The organism is Marinobacterium sp. xm-d-530 (assembly GCF_013283365.1).
In the GTDB taxonomy this organism is placed as follows: Bacteria; Pseudomonadota; Gammaproteobacteria; order Pseudomonadales; family Balneatricaceae; genus Marinobacterium_E.
Genome location: NZ_WBYM01000007.1, coordinates 1 through 16,257, shown reverse-complemented (window position 1 = coordinate 16,257; position 16,257 = coordinate 1). Strand labels below are relative to the sequence as shown.

Here is a 16,257-nt window from a genome sequence, read left to right as displayed (position 1 = left end):
TCATGCTCTTTGATCGCCTTAATGATCTGTTCTTCGGTGTAACGCTTCTTCATATCGAGATCTCCATCCCTTTAGGTTAAATGGAAATCTCATCGAGGTCATGGTCTAGTTTTTGGGGGAGAGGTCAAGACGAAAAAGAGTTCTTTATTCGAACGTCACCGTCTACAGACAAGTTAGAAGGTAAAGAACTGTCTTCTTATCTTAAGAAGAGATTTGTGTGATGAATACTCTAAAACTTGTCCTTCTCGGACTGGTTCTTTGGGTTCTGGTTATAGTGTTTGGAGAGTTCTACCTGTCGGTAACGTATCCGTTAACTATGATGAAGAAGGTAAATGTGTACGGGTTGGAACTAGGATTCCCGATACTCTACCTGTCGTATTTTTTCCTTCGTGACATCGTTAAGTTTTTCTCGCGATCGAAATCGCCATAAGAAGTTTACAAAAGATGTTGGAACTACTCTGGAACAATCATAATTTGGGTTTTGAGTTAGATGAATAAACCTCGTAAAAGGTCTCTAAACCGTGACCGTAGAGTAGCAAACTACCTTGGGGCTAACCGCCCCATGGCAATCAAACCACCCACAACGATGATGGCGCCGCCAAGTAGCGTCATCAGTGTGGGTACCTCGCCCAGTAGAATTAATGCAGCCAGAGTGGCAAAGAGTAGCAGCGTGTAGTTAAACGGCTGCAGGGTGCTCGCATCTGCATAGTCCATCGCTTTAATGTAAAAAAGCTGGGAGCCAATATTCATAATGGCTAATGCGATTAGCAGTGCACTCTGCTCTGTCGATGGCTGAATCCACTGAAACAGGCCAAATGGCAGCGCCAGCACCAAACCTACTAGCCCCATGTAGAGGGTGTGTGTTTTGAATCCATCTCTGCCACTCAGGTATTTGGTTAGAATCGAGAAACTGGCTAATGCAATGGCGCCACTCAGCGGCATCAGTAACTCGATCGAGATACCGGCACTGCTCGGCTGAATGATAATCATCGCACCGGTAAGACCGATCAAAACCGCTATCACCCTTCTTCTCGTCAGTTCCTCTTTCAGGATAAATCGCGCCATAACCAACGTAATCAGGGGAAAAAGCGCGACGATCGCGTGTACCTTTGCCACCAACATCAGCGTGAATGACAGGTTAATAAAGATTATCTCGGTAATCGACAGCGCCGCACGACCCAGCTGCAGCATCGGCTGTGCCGATTTAAGTCCCACAACAGATTGCCGCAACCCTCCGGCAAGCATGACGGCAAACAGGGTAAAAAACAGGTATCGCACCAGTAACAACTGACTTAGGGGCAAACCCCCTACTAGCAGGTGTTTAGTGATGATGTCCTGAATAGCAAACGACAACATGGACGCTAAACAGAACAGAATACCGATGGTTGATGGTTGCATGATGGGCTTTGATACCTAGGGGATAATCTACTGAAGAGTTATAGCAAATCACCCCCTTGCCTGTCTTGAGTTAACGATACTATTAACTCATTAGCAGTGCTGCATTTCCCCCTGAAGCGGTGGTGTCTTCGCAAATATGTTGCTCTTTACGGTGGTAAACCGAGTGCCCTTTAGACTTGAGAAGTGGAATGATCGCCCCCTCCCTTTGACTGAGAGTAATACGAATCTGCTTACATAACGCTTCGTGAGCGCTAACAGATACGCCTGCCAAGTCTGCAAGCTCAGTTAACAGTCCTGGATCCAGATCGCCGGCCAAACAGATAATGGGTAGATCTTTCATGATGTCACTGTCAGGAATCTTTTTGGTTAGCAGTAGCGTTGGGTTGCCGGTTGATGCACTTGCAATGGCTTGCTGCCAAGCTTGCTCGTCGCCAGCGACTAACCAATAACCTCTAGCTGATGTGAATAGCTGATTATCTTCACCCGTAACACTAGGGCATTGTGTTAGAAGTTCACGAGCAAGAGGTTTAAATTGAGATCGCAGAGTCTGCCATGCTGATTGCACCTGTTCTGCTGATAGCAGGTCTAAGGGGTTAGGTTGATACTGACTCTCAATTGTCTCCGGTTGTGTTAGATTGACGAGATAGTTTGGCCCACCCGCTTTAGGTCCGGTCCCTGACATACCTTCCCCGCCAAAAGGCTGAGACTCGACTATAGCCCCAATCTGGTTGCGGTTGATGTAGCAGTTCCCCACGTTGAGTTCAGCACAGAGCCGCTCAGTTCTGTTCTGTATGCGTGAATGCATTGCGAAGGTTAGGCCATATCCACGCGCGTTAATATCGTTGACCACATCATCAAGTTGATCCGCATTGTATGGAGCAATATGTAAAATCGGGCCAAAGCGCTCGAAGTCCAAATCATGGATACCATCAACTTCAAGCAAGGTTGGTGTAACAAAATGACCGTCGAGCTCTTGAGTTTTAGTTTGATACACAATTCTTGAGCGTTGTTCTTCAATATAAGTATTCAACGCTTGCGCAGCTGTAGCATCAATAACAGGACCCACATCGCACTTCAGTTCGCTTGGATCGCCCACCTTTAACAGCGCCATGGCGCCGGTGATCATCTCGAGGATCTGCGGGTAAACCTCTCGCTGGACGTAGAGCATACGCAGCGCTGAACAGCGCTGGCCGGCGCTCTGGAAGGCTGATGCCATAACCGCTTTAACCACTTGTTCTGGTAGCGCAGATGCATCGGCAATCATCGCATTCAGGCCGCCAGTTTCAGCGACCAGCAGAGTATCTGGCGCAGCGTTATGCGCAAGTGCCTTCTCAATACGTTTCGCTGTGGCTGTCGAGCCGGTAAAGATCACTGCGTTCACGTCTGGGTGTGAGACCAGTGCATTACCCTGTTGTGCGCCTGTGCCGAACACAAGTTGTACTAGGTCAGTTGGCATGCCCGCTTCTTTCCAGAGTTCTATCGCTTTGCGAGCGACTAAACTGGTCTGTTCGGCCGGTTTAGCCAACACCGCATTGCCGGCACCAACAGAAGCCGCAATTTGACCGGTAAAGATCGCCAGCGGGAAGTTCCAAGGTGAGATGCAGACAGCCACACCTCGTGCCTCAGTTTGTTGATCAAGTCCGTCGCTCTCATCGGCGTAATAACGCAGAAAGTCGACCGCTTCACGAATTTCATTGATTGCATCAGCAAGAGTCTTTCCTGCTTCTCTGGCCAGTAGAGCGAGTAACTCAGGAGTGTCGCGTTCATAAAGATCTGCGATCTGTCGCAAGAGTTTTCCTTTGAGTGGCTTGTCTGCCCAAGCCGTTTGGGCAACCTTGGCCTGATTGAACAGCTGATCGACTGAGCTCAGATCAGTCGTTTGATAGTGCCCCAATAGCTCTTGCGAGTAAGGCTCTACAACAGGGACGTCACCTGTCTCGCCCCAAATTGTCTGCATAAAGAGTGAGCGGCTTGCTAAAAGCGCATCGACTTCTGCCTGTTCGCCAAGGTCAAAACCGCGAGAGTTACTCCTATCAGTGAATATTGCGCTGCCGGGTGTTACCGCTTGCTCGATGAGTTTCTGATGCACCGGACTCGCAACGACCTGCTGTGGCGGGATAGCCTCGTCAGCAAGCTGGCTAACAAATGAGGAGTTGGCTCCATTTTCAAGCAGACGACGCACTAGGTAGGCGAGTAGATCTTTATGCGTTCCCACGGGCGCATAGATACGACAACCTGTCTGGTGCTTCTCCAAGAGCTCTTGATGCAGCGCCTCTCCCATGCCATGAAGACGTTGCATTTCGAATGCAATGCCGGCCTCTTTGGCCCAGTTGAGTACACAGGCTGCTGTCTGGGCATTGTGAGTAGCAAATTGTGGGTAGATGCGGTCGCCGTAACGCACCAGTTTGCGCGCACAGGCGAGGTAGCTGACATCGGTGTGATGCTTTGCGGTGAACACCGGGAAATGGTCCAGCCCTTGCTCCTGCGCAAGTTTGATTTCGGTATCCCAGTAGGCACCTTTAACCAAACGCACCATCAGTTTGCGATTGCTCTGATCTGCCCAAGCGTAGAGTTGATCCAGTACCGAATAAGCTTTGCGGTTGTAAGCTTGCACAACAATACCCAGACCATCCCAACCGGAAAGCTCAGGCGCTTCAATCAGGTTGCGAATGATATCGAGCGATATCTCAAGGCGTGCGCACTCTTCAGCATCAATATTGAGGCCAATATTGTGCTCCTTAGCAAGTGAGCAGAGTGACAGCATGCGCTCACTTAATTGGGTAACTGCCTCGTCCTCATTGAATAGCTCGTAACGCGGATGCAGCGCCGACAACTTTACTGAGATGCCTGGATTCTTTTCGATCTGGGTTGATTTCGACTGCTCGATCAGTGCTAGCAGGGCGTTGCGGTATGAATTGAAATAGCGATCGGCGTCGGCCTGAGTATAAGCCGCCTCACCCAGCATATCGTAAGAGAAAGTGTAACCTTGGAACTCAAGTTTGCCGGCGCGCTCTTGGGCGCTTTTAATGCTTTCACCTAGGACGAAGGCACGACCCATCAGCCGCATACCTGCACCCACTCCGATTCGCATCGCGGCGAGTATTGCGCTGCGAAGGGGTTTCATCTTGAGGCTAGCGCTGCCCAGTTGCAGTCCCATGCTGGCGCCGCGAACAAGTGCACTGGTCTGCGCCGTTTTAACGGACCAGTCGCGGTTAGCGAGCTTATCAATAATCAGTTCGTTAGCCGTCTGTTTGTCCGGTACGCGTTGGTAGGCCTCAGCCAAAGTCATCAACGATAGTCCCTCTTGCGTGTCTAAAGGATAAGCACGAAGGAATTGCTCAAGGATAGACGGCTTAAAATTGTTACGAATCGCAGTGACTAGGTTGCTCGCCACTGTCTGGAGGTCAGGCGTGACCCACTGCAGAAGTTGCTCTTTCTCGATGAGCTGTTGCAGTTGATCTAATTCTGATTGGTCGCAATAGGGTATCTGGATGTGTGTGTTTTGAGCGTTCATGTTTAGCCCCTCTAAATTGATAATGCAATTATAGATTTAGACTTATAGGGCTTCTGTCTATTTTTATAGGTATATATAGACTTTAAAACTTATTATTTGCTTTAATTTAGATAACTAATAGTTAAATAATTTTATTGGTAGGCGATATGACTAATGTGTCTTTAGATAATTATGATTTGGCGATATTAAAAACCTTAGAGCAAAACGGGCGGATAACGGTCACTGAGTTGGCTGATAGAGTGGGATTATCTAAAACCCCCTGCCAAATTCGAATGAAGCGGCTAGAAAGCAATGGAGTGATACGTGGCTATACCGTAATCATGGATTACGGACTGCTCGATACTAATCATATTGCCTTTGTGCAGGTTAAGCTCAGTGACACCAGGGCTGCTGCTCTTGCTTCATTTAATGATGCAGTTGGCGCTGTGTCTGAAATAGAGGAGTGCCATATGATGGCTGCAGACTTTGATTACATCCTTAAAGTGCGTACACGCGATATCGCGAGCTATCGAGAGGTTCTGGGTGAAACTATTTCAGAGCTACCCTATGTCTCTAGTACCTCTACCTTTGTCTGTATGGAGGCTGTTAAAGAGCATGGCCAAGTCTTTGATGGTTAGCAAATCACCTAAATTTCTCTAATTTCTAGGAAAATTGATTTTTATAATATGAATAAAAAGAATATTTTCCAGTTTCTGTTCAATAAATAGGCAAAATCACCCATCAGGTCTGTTCTATAATTGATTAACCATCAATTGATCAGATGGTCTGACCAATACGTAACTGAAATCTGTTGTCTGAATGGTCAACATTCGATAATGTTAATGCGTTGCCAGTTGAAAAACTGCAGACACTGATCGCTACTACTTAATCGATAAAGTGGTGTGATGTTTCATTATAAGGAGAAGAGAATGAAAAAATTAGCATTGGCTGTAGCTGCAGCTTCAATGATCGCGGGTGCGGCGCAAGCTGGCAGCCACATGCCAAGCGAAGTTCGTCTTGGTGTTGCTCTAGGCTTTACAGGTCCTGCTGAATCACTTGCTGCTGATATGGCTGCAGGTGCAGAGATGGCTATGAAAGAAGTTGCTGATAGCGGCAAGCTTCTTGGTGGTGCTAAGGTTACTCCAGTTCGTGCTGACTCAACCTGTGTTGATGCTTCTGCTGCCGCTGCAGCCGCTGAGCGTCTAATCTCAGCTGAGAAAGTGGATGCGATTGTGGGTGCTCTTTGTTCTGGTGCAACGATCTCAATCCTACAGAACGTAGCGATGCCAAACGGTGTTCTTCTGTTCTCTCCTTCAGCGACTTCACCAGCGCTTTCAACTCTTGAAGATAACGGTTACTTCTTCCGTGCATCACCATCTGATGCTCGTCAGGGCCAAGTAATTGCTGAAATGCTTCAGGAGAAAGGTTACAAGTCGATCGCAATGACTTACACCAACAACGATTACGGTAAAGGCCTAGCGGACAGCATTCAGTCAAACTTCGAAGCGGCTGGCGGTAAAGTGACTATCAACACTCCACACGAAGATGGCAAAGGCGATTACGGTGCGGAAGTGGGTGCTCTTGCTCAGGCAGGTGGTGACATCCTAGTGGTTGCTGGTTACCTTGACCAAGGTGGTAAAGGCATCATTCAGTCATCTCTAGATGCGGGTGCATTTGATCACTTCTTCCTACCTGATGCGATGATCGGTGACAGCCTAACAGCTGCAATCGGTCCGGATCTAAACGGTTCAATCGGTACGGTTCCAGGTACTGACAGCCCTGGATCAGACTCTTACAAAGAGATGTTCACTGCGGCTACCGGTGCGGCACCTGGCCCATACTCTGACTACTCTTACGATGCAGCGGCTATGACGCTTCTAGCGATGCAGGCAGCAGGCACTAAAGATTCTAAAGTCGTTAAAGATCACGTCTTTGAAATCGCAAACGCTCCAGGCGAGAAAATCTACCCAGGTGAGCTAGCGAAAGGTCTTGAGATCCTAGCTAACGGCGGTCAGATTGACTACGTTGGTGCGACTGCGGTTGAGTTGATCGGCGGCGGTGAGTCAGCAGGTAGCTACCGTGAGATTCTGGTTAAAGACCAGCAGAACACAACTGTTCGTTACCGCTAAGCGATAGCGCATAAAACAGGCTCGGGGTTCACTGAATCTCGAGCCGTTTTTACATTTGAGCATTATGATTGTTGTAGAAAATCTCCATAAGCGCTTTGGCGGTGTTCATGCCGTGAATGACGCGTCCCTTCACATTAAGAAGGGCTCAATTACCGGTCTAATCGGTCCAAACGGTGCAGGTAAAACGACGCTGTTTAACGTGATCGCAGGCCACCACTCGCCCACTTCAGGTCGCATCACCCTTGATGGTGAAGACATTACCGGACTTAAGCCACATGAGCTGTTTGGTAAGGGTCTATTGCGCACCTTCCAGTTGGCTCACGAATTCTCTTCATTAACGGTTCGCGAAAACTTGATGATGGTACCACCTAATCAAGCTGGCGAAAGCTTAATGAATACCTGGTTCCGCAAAGATCTAGTGCGTGCTGACGAGCAGCGTGTGCGTGAGAAAGCGGACGAGGTGATCGATTTTCTAGAGATTGGTCACGTTGCAGATGAACTGGCTGGCAACCTGTCAGGTGGCCAGAAGAAGCTTCTGGAACTGGGTCGCACCATGATGGTGGATCCTAAAATTGTCTTCTTGGATGAGGTCGGTGCCGGTGTAAACCGTACGCTGCTCTACAAGATTGGCGATGCGATTAAAAAGCTGAATCAGGAGCGCGGTTACACATTCTGCCTGATTGAGCATGATATGGACTTCATAGCGCGTCTTTGTGACCCGGTTATCTGTATGGCGGAAGGTACTGTTTTAGCCGAGGGTACGGTTGATGAAGTTAAGAACAATGAGCAGGTGATCGAGGCTTACCTCGGTACCGGTTTGAAACATAAGCGGTAAGCGTACATGAGTTTTTTAATAGGTCAGAGTATGACCGGCGGCTACGGTGCTGCGGATATCCTCAAAGAGTGCACCATTGGTGTGGATCGAGGTGAGATCGCGGTTATCGTTGGCCCTAACGGTGCTGGCAAGTCGACGGCAATGAAGGCTACCTTTGGCATGTTGCCGCTGCGAGAAGGCCAGGTGATGTTTGATGGTGAGGACATTACCCACCTTAAACCTGAAGAGCGTGTGGTTAAAGGGATGGGGTTTGTGCCTCAAACCCACAACGTATTCACCTCGATGACGGTTGAAGAGAATCTTGAGATGGGCGCCTTCATACGTGAAGATGATATCTCCGATTCGATTGAACAGGTTTATGAACTCTTCCCCATTTTGAAAGAGAAGCGTCGCCAACCAGCCGGTGAGCTTTCAGGCGGTCAGCGCCAGCAAGTCGCGGTGGGTCGTGCCATGATGACGCAACCTAAGGTTCTGCTTCTGGATGAGCCCACAGCCGGTGTATCACCCATTGTGATGGATGAGCTATTTGATCGCATCATAGAGATTGCTCGCACAGGTGTAGCGATTTTGATGGTTGAGCAGAATGCGAAACAGGCGCTAGAGATTGCCGATAAAGGCTACGTGCTGGTACAGGGTTCTAACCGATTCACAGATACAGGCGAAGCGTTGTTGGCTAACCCTGATGTTCGTCGCTCGTTCTTGGGGGGTTAATCGATGACTGACTTTATTAATGCCCTAATTGTTCTGGCTAACTTTATTCTTGTTCCTGCACTGACTTACGGCAGTCAGTTGGCGCTCGGTGCACTGGGTGTCACTCTGGTCTACGGTGTGTTGCGTTTCTCCAACTTCGCACACGGTGAAATGATGGCTTTTGGTACCATGATCACCATCTTTGGTACCTGGGGTTTACAGGCGCTGGGTGTCTCTATTGCACCGCTGCCAACAGCCCTGCTGGCGCTACCTTTGGGTATTGCCGGTGCTGTCGCACTCTCGTTGATCCTTGATAAAACCGTTTACAAATATCACCGCCAGCGCAAGGCGAGTCCGGTGATCTTCCTGATTGTCTCAATCGGTTTGATGTTCTTTATCGGTGGTCTGGTGCGATTCATTATCGGTCCTGGCGATCAGATCTTCTTTGACGGAACTCGTTTCATCTTCTCGGCGCGTGATTTCAAACGTGCGACGGGCCTTGATGAAGGGTTGGCTCTTAAGATGACTCAAGCGGTGACCATTATTACTGCGATTATTGTGGTAGCTGCCATGTTCTGGTTCCTGAACAAAACACGTACCGGAAAATCGATGCGTGCTTTTTCAGACAACGAAAATCTAGCACTGCTGTCGGGTATCAACCCAGATCGTGTCGTGATGATTACTTGGATCCTAGTGGGTGCGCTGGCGACCATTGCCGGTACTCTATACGGATTGGATAAGAGCTTTAAACCATTCAGCTTTATGCAGCTGCTCTTACCAATCTTTGCCGCAGCGATTGTCGGTGGGGTTGGTAACCCATTGGGTGCCATTGCGGGTGGTTACGTGATCGCCTTCTCAGAGATTGCCGTCACCTTCGCCTACAAGAAAGTCGTAACCTACTTGGGGCCTGATAGTTTCCAACCTGATTCGTTGGTTCAGCTGTTGGGCACCGATTACAAGATTGCGGTTTCATTCATCATCTTGGTTATCGTACTGATTGTGCGACCTACCGGTATTTTTAGTGGGAAGACCTTGTAATGAATCAGACATTTTTTAATCAATATCGCACTCCGATTCTCTACTCGGTGATGGCGCTTCTGCTTGTCATCGTCGGTGTGGGTCAGGGGTGGTCTGTCGCCTTTACCATTCTTAACCTCTGTTTGATCAGTGCCATCATGTCACTGGGTGTCAACATGCAGTGGGGTTATGCCGGTCTCTTTAACGTTGGTGTGATGGGCTTTGCAGCACTGGGTGGTTTGGCCGCGGTTCTGGTCTCTATGCCACCGGTTGAAGAGGCGCGTGCTGCGGGTGGTCAGGGCATTTTAGTCGGCCTGTTGATTCTAATTGCGACCATTTTCGTGTCGATCCTGGCGTGGAAACAGTTTGGGGCTAAGAGTAAGAAGACTGGCTATTGGATGCTGTTTGTCATCATAGCTGTGGGTTATGCCCTGATGCGTCTATTTTTCCTCCCTTCCGTTGAAGCAATCGAAGCGGTTAACCCCTCAGTGACTGGATATCTTGGTGGCTTAGGTCTGCCAATCATCCTCTCTTGGCCTGTGGGTATGGTGTTTGCGGCCGGTGCGGCTTACGTCATTGGTAAAGTTGCTTTGGGGCTTCGCTCTGACTACCTAGCGATTGCAACGCTGGGTATTTCTGAGATCGTTCTCTACTTCATTAAGAATGAAGAGTGGCTGACACGCGGTGTTAAAAACGTCAACGGTCTACCTCGTCCGGTTCCTTATGAGGTGGATCTACAACAGGCAACTTGGTTCCAGCAATTTGCTGCAGACTGGGGTATGGAAGTGGCAGAGGCCTCGTCTCTATTCGTTAAAGTATGTTACGCAGGGCTGTTTATCGTTGTCATTGCGATCTTGATGTACTTATCTGAGACGGCACTTAAGTCACCTTGGGGTCGTATGATGCGCGCTATTCGTGACAACGAAGTAGCCGCTGCCGCAATGGGTAAGGATGTTGTTAAACGTCACCTGACGATCTTTGTGATTGGCTCAGCGGTTATTGGCCTTGCTGGTGCAATGCTAACGACTCTGGATGGTCAGTTTACACCGGTTGGTTACCAGCCATTGCGTTTCACCTTCCTCATTTGGGTCATGGTGATCATTGGTGGCTCGGGCAATAACTGGGGTGCAGTCTTGGGCGGTTTCTTCATCTGGTTCTTCTGGATCGAAGCGGAGCCGATTGGTCTTTGGTTAGTGGATACCCTAACCTCTTTCATGGAGCCAACTCACTGGCTACGTCTGCACTTGATGGACAGTGCCGCTCACATGCGTCTGATGACGGTCGGTATCGTGCTTCTGATTGCATTACGATATGCCCCAGAGGGATTAATCCCCGAGCGAACGGCTCGTAAGCACTGATTCATAGCACTACTATGAGTGGGGTTGGGCTTCTAGTCCGGCCCCATTTTCATTTTTGTGACCTATCTTTTCTCAACTAGCGTAGACTAGGGTAATAACTTTTATTACTTGTAGGTCAATTGTGCAGCAGAAACCAGAACACTTCGGCTTTTTCCTAATGCCCGGTTTCTCGATCATCTCCTTTGCGGCGACGATTGATCCGCTGCGTCTTGCGAACCAGTTAAGTGGTCAAACTCTTTATGAGTGGCACTTTTATGGTCCAGCCGATCAGACCGTTACCTGCTCGACAGGTATGCGTTTCCAACCGACACGTCGCATGAACGATACAGAATCGATTGATCGTATGTTGGTGGTTGGCGGTATCGGTGCTCAACAAGAGTCCGAAACCTACTTGAACGATTGGCTACAGAATTTGGTTCGCAATGGTATCAGTTTAGGTGCAACCTCGACGGGCTCTCTGTTATTGGCTGAAGCCGGTGTGTTAGAGGGTAAAACCTGTACGGTCCACTGGGAGGAGCGTGATCAGCTGACGGAGCTCTACCCAGATCTTAACGTCAGTGAAGAGCTTTATGAGATTGATGGCAACCTGATGACTTGTTCTGGTGGTTTGTCGGGTTTGGATATGATTCTTCAGCTGATTACGATTCGCCATGGTGAATCTTTAGCCCACCAAGTCGCTGAGCACTGTATTCACCCCAACATCCGTCCTGCTCATGATAAGCAGCGTATGAAGCTGCAGCTTCGCCAACACGGCAGTCACCCTCGCCTGACACAAGCGCTGGAGTTGATGCGTGAGCACATTCAACCGGTTCTAAGTTGTGAGCAGATCTCCGATCGAGTTGGGCTCTCAACCAGACAGTTGGAGCGACTGTTTAGACAGCACCTGAACTCATCACCGACAAACTACTACATGAGTTTGCGTCTTGAGTTTGCACGTCAGCAGTTGAAGGCGACTCGTCTTCCGATTCAAACGGTTGCGAAAAAAGCGGGATTTACATCCACTAGCTATTTTTCACGTTGTTACAAAAAGCAGTTTGGATTGACGCCAAGAGAGGCAAGAACGGGTGTGCACCGCATGATTGAACTGGGTGAAAAAGCGTAAAAGAGAGATCAAATTTCCAATAGGCTCTGCCTCGATCTCTCTTTTTATTGTGAGCGGTTGCGACTATTTTTCGTCGAACCAACTCTCTTCATTGAAATAGGTCGAGAGCTCTTGCTCTTCGCGACGCTGCTCTATGGCTCTGCGAGCATTAAGCAGTCGCTGTGATTGACACTTTTGCTCCTCTTGCGTCTTCTCCTCTTCGAAGCCCACAAGCAGATCAAAAATTTGAGTTTTTACTGGATCTAGTTCTTCTTCACGAATCAGCATAGGTCAACCTCCTAAGCAAACGTCCATGAACGGATCGCTCATGGCTACACTGTTCTAATCTCTTTTTACTGAAAGCGTCTCAGTAATGCAACCGCGACGATTGTCGTAAAAAAGTGTTACGAAAAAGTGAAACGTAAAATGCGTTAGTCAGGTCGGCGCATCATCAGGCGACGATCGTTTTGACGAAGACTTCTAAGACTGCGTTTGATCGTCTTAAGATGCTCGACGGCATTAGGTCCCAACCGCATCGCAACTCCAACAGCTATTACGTCGATGACAACAAGGTGGACCACGCGAGATGACATCAGAGTACTTAGGTCTTTGTCCTCTTCTACGTCGATAAAGATCGGTATGGTTGCCAGTTCAGCTAGTGGGGTGTTGGCTGGGCAGAGCGTGATAACGGTTGCGCCAGTATCTCTAACAAGCTTGACACTGTGTAGAAGGTCCTTGGTGGTACCCGTTTGTGAGATGGCAACCACCACATCCCCTTCGCCAAGTGTGACGGCTGAGATGGTCTGCATGTGAGGATCTGAATAGGCGGCTGCAGAGATCTTAAGGCGGTAGAGTTTGTGTTGTGCATCGGCACAGACCGGCGCAGATGCACCCAGGCCATAGAACTCCACTCGACGCGCTGAAGCGATCGCCTGAATGGCCTCCTCTAGCGCTCGGTCATCTAACTGCTCTCGTGCTTCGACCAGATTACCCATCATTGAGTCAAAGATCTTGTGCTTAAACTCTAGAACGGTGTCGTCATGGTTCATTGAGAACTGTTCGAAGGTTGAGTTACTGGCCAGCGCTTGCGCTAATGTCAGTTTAAAATCTTGGAACCCATCGTATTGAAGCGCTCGACAGAAACGAACCACCGTTGGCTCAGAGACCATCGCTTCTGATGCCAGATCAACAATACGCATATGAATGATGTCATTCGGCTGTGCTAGAACGTAATCAGCCACTTTCTGTTCTGATTTACGCAGCTTGGCTTTGGCATCGCTGATCTGTTTAAGAAGGTTAGCTGAGTTCACGCTAGGATCCATTTCTATAGAGTGTTGCGAGATAGTATATCAAGGCATACAAATCTTGCAGTAGCTTCGGTATCCTAATAACAGATATTAGGATTTGTTGGTTCATGCGATCTATTTTTACCCTATTTTTTGTTCTATTTAGCGCGACGGCTGTTGCAGCCCCTGACCCCGCTAAACTAGACCTTGCCTCTGTCAGTGTTATGATCAAAGACCTAGACACGCAAGAGGTGCTCTATGAGCGCAACGCCGATCGCGTTCAACCGATCGCGTCGTTGACGAAGTTGATGACAGGATTAGTAACTTTAGATGGCCGCCTTCCGATGAAGGAGCGGATCACGATTGAAGTGAATCAGATACCGGAGATGCGCAATGTTCACTCTCGCATTCGTGTTGGAAGTAATCTTCCGCGAGCAGATGTACTACACATCGCTTTGATGTCATCGGAAAACCGCGCAGCGGCCACTTTGGCTCACGCTTACCCTGGCGGTGCTAAGCAGTTCATCGATAATATGAACTGGACGGCACAGGGCTTGAGTATGACCAACACGAGATTCCAGGAGCCTACCGGACTCTCCGAAAAGAACGTCTCTACTGCAAGTGATCTGATGCGTCTGCTGGAGGCGGTGAGTCTCTATCCAACTCTCTCCAAAGTAACGACCTCTTCTAAACGTGATGTGATCTTTAAACGGCCACGCACGGCCATGGCGTTTTTTAATACCAATACCTTGGTTAATAAAAAGAGTTGGTCCATTCAGATCAGTAAAACCGGTTATACCGATGATGCAGGCCGGTGTTTGGTTCTTAAAACACGCATCAAAGGTCGTAATCTAGGCATTGTCCTATTGGACTCCTACGGTAAACGCACCCACCTAGCCGATGCGCAACGCATCAAACGTTGGCTTGAAAAGGGTAGCAGCGGCAAGGTACCAAGAGGTGCTGCGAATTACCGAGATCAGAAATTAAAATCATTGATGACAGCATCGCGCTGATCCCAGAGGTAGCTATGGCTTATCGTGTCATTCCCGTCACCCCTTTTGAACAGAACTGCACTCTCTTCTGGTGTACAGAGACTAAAGAGGCGGCCGTTGTGGACCCAGGTGGTGATCTGCAAAAAATCATGGCTGCAATCGAAGAAGAGGGCGTGACGCTGACGAAGATTCTACTGACTCACGGCCATATTGATCATGCCGGTGCATCGGCCACCCTAGCAAAATCGATGGATGTTAAGATCATTGGCCCCCAGCAAGCTGATCTGTTCTGGATCGAAGGGTTAGAGCAGCAGAGTCAGATGTTTGGTTTTCAGCAGGTGCAGGGGTTTGTGCCGGATCAGTGGCTCAATGATGGTGACACCGTTATGGTTGGTAATATCACACTGGATGTCATTCACTGTCCGGGTCATACCCCAGGGCATGTGGTGTTTGTTGATCGTAAGGCAAAAATTGCTCAGGTGGGTGATGTCCTGTTTAAGGGCTCGATTGGTCGTACCGACTTCCCACAGGGTGATCATGCAACGTTAATCAGCTCTATTAAAGAGAAGCTGTTTCCTCTTGGCGATGATATCCGCTTTATACCGGGGCACGGTCCTGAATCGACCTTTGGTGATGAGCGACTCACCAACCCCTTTGTGGCCGATCGCTGGGGCTAGTGATTCTTAGTGTTGTAGCTCGTTGATGAGGTCCATCACTTCAACGGGCAACCCTTTCTTCTGGGTAATGACGGCTTCTAGGGGTGTGGTGCTCACTGCACCTTTTGTTACCCCCACCATCACATCCGTTTTCCCTTCAAGCAGTGTATGAATGGCGCAGTTACCCAGCGTAGCAGCAAGCAGGCGGTCATGCGCTGTTGGCTTTCCACCACGCTGCAGATGACCTAAAACACAGACTCTAGGGTCTTCACCTAGCTGTCTCATCTCTTCAGAGAGTTGATTAGACCAGCCACTCTTTCCAGCTTCAGCGACGACAATAATGCCACTGGAGCCAATGCCCTCTTTGCGTCGCTGTGCCAGCTGTTGGCTGATATCGGTAATATCAGACTGGTGTTCGGGAACAATGACCATTTCCGCGCCGGCGGCAATGGCAACATGACAGGCAAGCAGGCCGTAGTTACGCCCCATTACCTCAACTAAGAAGTGACGATCATGTGAATAGGCAGTATCACTGATTTTATCGATGCCTTCGACGGCGGTCGTTACAGCGGTATCAAACCCAATACTGTCATCAGTACCATAGATATCATTATCAATGGTGCCTGGTAGACCAATAACGGGAATGGAGAACTCTTGATAGAGTGCATGGGCACCTGAAAGTGAGCCGTCACCCCCAATGACAATTAATGCTTCGATGCCGTGCTTCGAGAGAATATCGAAAGCGCGTTGTCGTGTGGCCGGTTCATGAAACTCAAGACAGCGAGCACTCTTTAGATAGGTTCCCCCTCTATGACAGAGTCCACTGACACTTTTGGAATTAAGTGTTTCGAACTCCTCATTCAGCAATCCTGCATATCCACGATGAATACCGATCACCTCAATACCAAAAGAGGTCGCCGTTCTAACCAATGCCCGAATAGCAGGATTCATTCCAGGTGAATCTCCGCCACTGGTTAAGATGGCAACTTTAGAAAAGGAAGTAATGTGGGAGTACTGAGGTAACTGATACATAAAGAGTCCAAAAGTGCTTATCCCTGAATACTAGCGATAATTTGGGTAAAAAATGAGCAAAAAATAGGGGCTTTTGTACAGTTAATGATCAGTTTTAATCTTTTTTTAAAAAAAGTGAAAAAAAACCAAAATAGGCGTTGACCCTAAGTCTAATATCGGTAAGATACGCACCTCGCTTGAGACGAGTACTCAAGCAGCCACCAAGAGATCGGTGGCACGCTCTTTAACAATTAATCAGGTAATGCGTGTGGGCGCTTGTTGAGGTTGAGCACAAAAGCTTAACAAGACAA

Annotated in this window: 14 protein-coding genes; 9 read left to right on the top strand and 5 right to left on the bottom strand. The window is 48.7% G+C overall.

Translation table 11 applies throughout. From position 1 onward, the window contains the following. Positions 1–540 precede the first annotated feature (540 nt). Positions 541–1,398 carry a DMT family transporter gene (locus XMD530_RS11250; RefSeq protein ID WP_173483705.1) on the bottom strand — a complete coding sequence of 286 codons (858 nt, stop codon included), beginning with the start codon at positions 1,396–1,398 and terminating at the stop codon, positions 541–543. 82 nt (positions 1,399–1,480) lie between these two features. Next, the gene (gene putA, locus XMD530_RS11245; RefSeq protein WP_173494531.1) at positions 1,481–4,912 is read right to left on the bottom strand and encodes a bifunctional proline dehydrogenase/L-glutamate gamma-semialdehyde dehydrogenase PutA; all 3,432 of its coding nucleotides are present in this window, start codon (positions 4,910–4,912) and stop codon (positions 1,481–1,483) included. A 146-nt stretch (positions 4,913–5,058) separates the two neighbouring features. Here putA and XMD530_RS11240 point away from each other — a divergent pair, with 146 nt between their 5' ends. From XMD530_RS11240 to XMD530_RS11210, 7 genes are all read left to right on the top strand, one after another. After that, entirely contained in the window at positions 5,059–5,529 is a 471-nt protein-coding gene (locus XMD530_RS11240) for an Lrp/AsnC ligand binding domain-containing protein (RefSeq protein ID WP_173482145.1), read from the top strand. 291 nt (positions 5,530–5,820) lie between these two features. Then, complete coding sequence (locus tag XMD530_RS11235) at positions 5,821–7,020, top strand: ABC transporter substrate-binding protein (protein ID WP_173482144.1); 1,200 nt, start codon at positions 5,821–5,823, stop codon at positions 7,018–7,020. A 64-nt stretch (positions 7,021–7,084) separates the two neighbouring features. After that, positions 7,085–7,855, top strand: coding sequence for an ABC transporter ATP-binding protein (locus XMD530_RS11230; protein ID WP_173482143.1), 771 nt, complete (start codon positions 7,085–7,087; stop codon positions 7,853–7,855). Positions 7,856–7,861: 6 nt separating this feature from the next. After that, complete coding sequence (locus XMD530_RS11225) at positions 7,862–8,566, top strand: ABC transporter ATP-binding protein (RefSeq protein WP_173482142.1); 705 nt, start codon at positions 7,862–7,864, stop codon at positions 8,564–8,566. Positions 8,567–8,569: 3 nt separating this feature from the next. Continuing rightward, positions 8,570–9,583 carry a branched-chain amino acid ABC transporter permease gene (locus XMD530_RS11220; RefSeq protein WP_173482141.1) on the top strand — a complete coding sequence of 338 codons (1,014 nt, stop codon included), beginning with the start codon at positions 8,570–8,572 and terminating at the stop codon, positions 9,581–9,583. Next, positions 9,583–10,920, top strand: a complete 1,338-nt coding sequence (locus tag XMD530_RS11215) for a branched-chain amino acid ABC transporter permease (RefSeq protein WP_173482140.1) — start codon at positions 9,583–9,585, stop codon at positions 10,918–10,920. Before XMD530_RS11220 ends, XMD530_RS11215 begins: the two co-directional genes overlap by 1 nt. Positions 10,921–11,041: 121 nt before the next feature. Then, on the top strand, positions 11,042–12,022 hold the full coding sequence (locus XMD530_RS11210) for a GlxA family transcriptional regulator (protein WP_371731475.1): 981 nt from the start codon (positions 11,042–11,044) through the stop codon (positions 12,020–12,022). A 63-nt stretch (positions 12,023–12,085) separates the two neighbouring features. On the opposite strand, the gene XMD530_RS11205 is transcribed toward XMD530_RS11210, so the two are convergent. Further along, positions 12,086–12,289 carry a PA3496 family putative envelope integrity protein gene (locus XMD530_RS11205; protein WP_173482139.1) on the bottom strand — a complete coding sequence of 68 codons (204 nt, stop codon included), beginning with the start codon at positions 12,287–12,289 and terminating at the stop codon, positions 12,086–12,088. 143 nt (positions 12,290–12,432) lie between these two features. Next, positions 12,433–13,311 (bottom strand): SIS domain-containing protein, encoded by an 879-nt coding sequence (locus XMD530_RS11200; RefSeq protein WP_173482138.1) that lies wholly within the window; start codon positions 13,309–13,311, stop codon positions 12,433–12,435. A 104-nt stretch (positions 13,312–13,415) separates the two neighbouring features. Between XMD530_RS11200 and pbpG the strand changes: the two genes are divergently transcribed. Both pbpG and XMD530_RS11190 read left to right on the top strand, forming a co-directional pair. Further along, entirely contained in the window at positions 13,416–14,300 is an 885-nt protein-coding gene (pbpG, locus tag XMD530_RS11195; RefSeq protein WP_173482137.1) for a D-alanyl-D-alanine endopeptidase, read from the top strand. Positions 14,301–14,314: 14 nt separating this feature from the next. Next, entirely contained in the window at positions 14,315–14,956 is a 642-nt protein-coding gene (locus tag XMD530_RS11190; RefSeq protein ID WP_173482136.1) for an MBL fold metallo-hydrolase, read from the top strand. A 6-nt stretch (positions 14,957–14,962) separates the two neighbouring features. Here XMD530_RS11190 and pfkA read toward each other — a convergent pair whose 3' ends face one another. Further along, the gene (gene pfkA, locus XMD530_RS11185) at positions 14,963–15,967 is read right to left on the bottom strand and encodes a 6-phosphofructokinase (protein WP_173482135.1); all 1,005 of its coding nucleotides are present in this window, start codon (positions 15,965–15,967) and stop codon (positions 14,963–14,965) included. Between the last annotated feature and the right edge of the window lie 290 nt (positions 15,968–16,257).

Excerpts from the sequence above, each read along its gene's own strand:
- XMD530_RS11250 (WP_173483705.1), bottom strand. The coding sequence starts at position 1,398 with ATGCAACCATCAACCATCGGTATTCTGTTCTGTTTAGCGTCCATGTTG.
- XMD530_RS11215 (WP_173482140.1), top strand. The coding sequence starts at position 9,583 with ATGAATCAGACATTTTTTAATCAATATCGCACTCCGATTCTCTACTCG.
- XMD530_RS11240 (WP_173482145.1), top strand. The coding sequence starts at position 5,059 with ATGACTAATGTGTCTTTAGATAATTATGATTTGGCGATATTAAAAACC.
- XMD530_RS11205 (WP_173482139.1), bottom strand. The coding sequence starts at position 12,289 with ATGCTGATTCGTGAAGAAGAACTAGATCCAGTAAAAACTCAAATTTTT.
- XMD530_RS11230 (WP_173482143.1), top strand. The coding sequence starts at position 7,085 with ATGATTGTTGTAGAAAATCTCCATAAGCGCTTTGGCGGTGTTCATGCC.
- pfkA (WP_173482135.1), bottom strand. The coding sequence starts at position 15,967 with ATGTATCAGTTACCTCAGTACTCCCACATTACTTCCTTTTCTAAAGTT.
- XMD530_RS11225 (WP_173482142.1), top strand. The coding sequence starts at position 7,862 with ATGAGTTTTTTAATAGGTCAGAGTATGACCGGCGGCTACGGTGCTGCG.
- XMD530_RS11235 (WP_173482144.1), top strand. The coding sequence starts at position 5,821 with ATGAAAAAATTAGCATTGGCTGTAGCTGCAGCTTCAATGATCGCGGGT.
- putA (WP_173494531.1), bottom strand. The coding sequence starts at position 4,912 with ATGAACGCTCAAAACACACACATCCAGATACCCTATTGCGACCAATCA.
- XMD530_RS11220 (WP_173482141.1), top strand. The coding sequence starts at position 8,570 with ATGACTGACTTTATTAATGCCCTAATTGTTCTGGCTAACTTTATTCTT.
- pbpG (WP_173482137.1), top strand. The coding sequence starts at position 13,416 with ATGCGATCTATTTTTACCCTATTTTTTGTTCTATTTAGCGCGACGGCT.
- XMD530_RS11190 (WP_173482136.1), top strand. The coding sequence starts at position 14,315 with ATGGCTTATCGTGTCATTCCCGTCACCCCTTTTGAACAGAACTGCACT.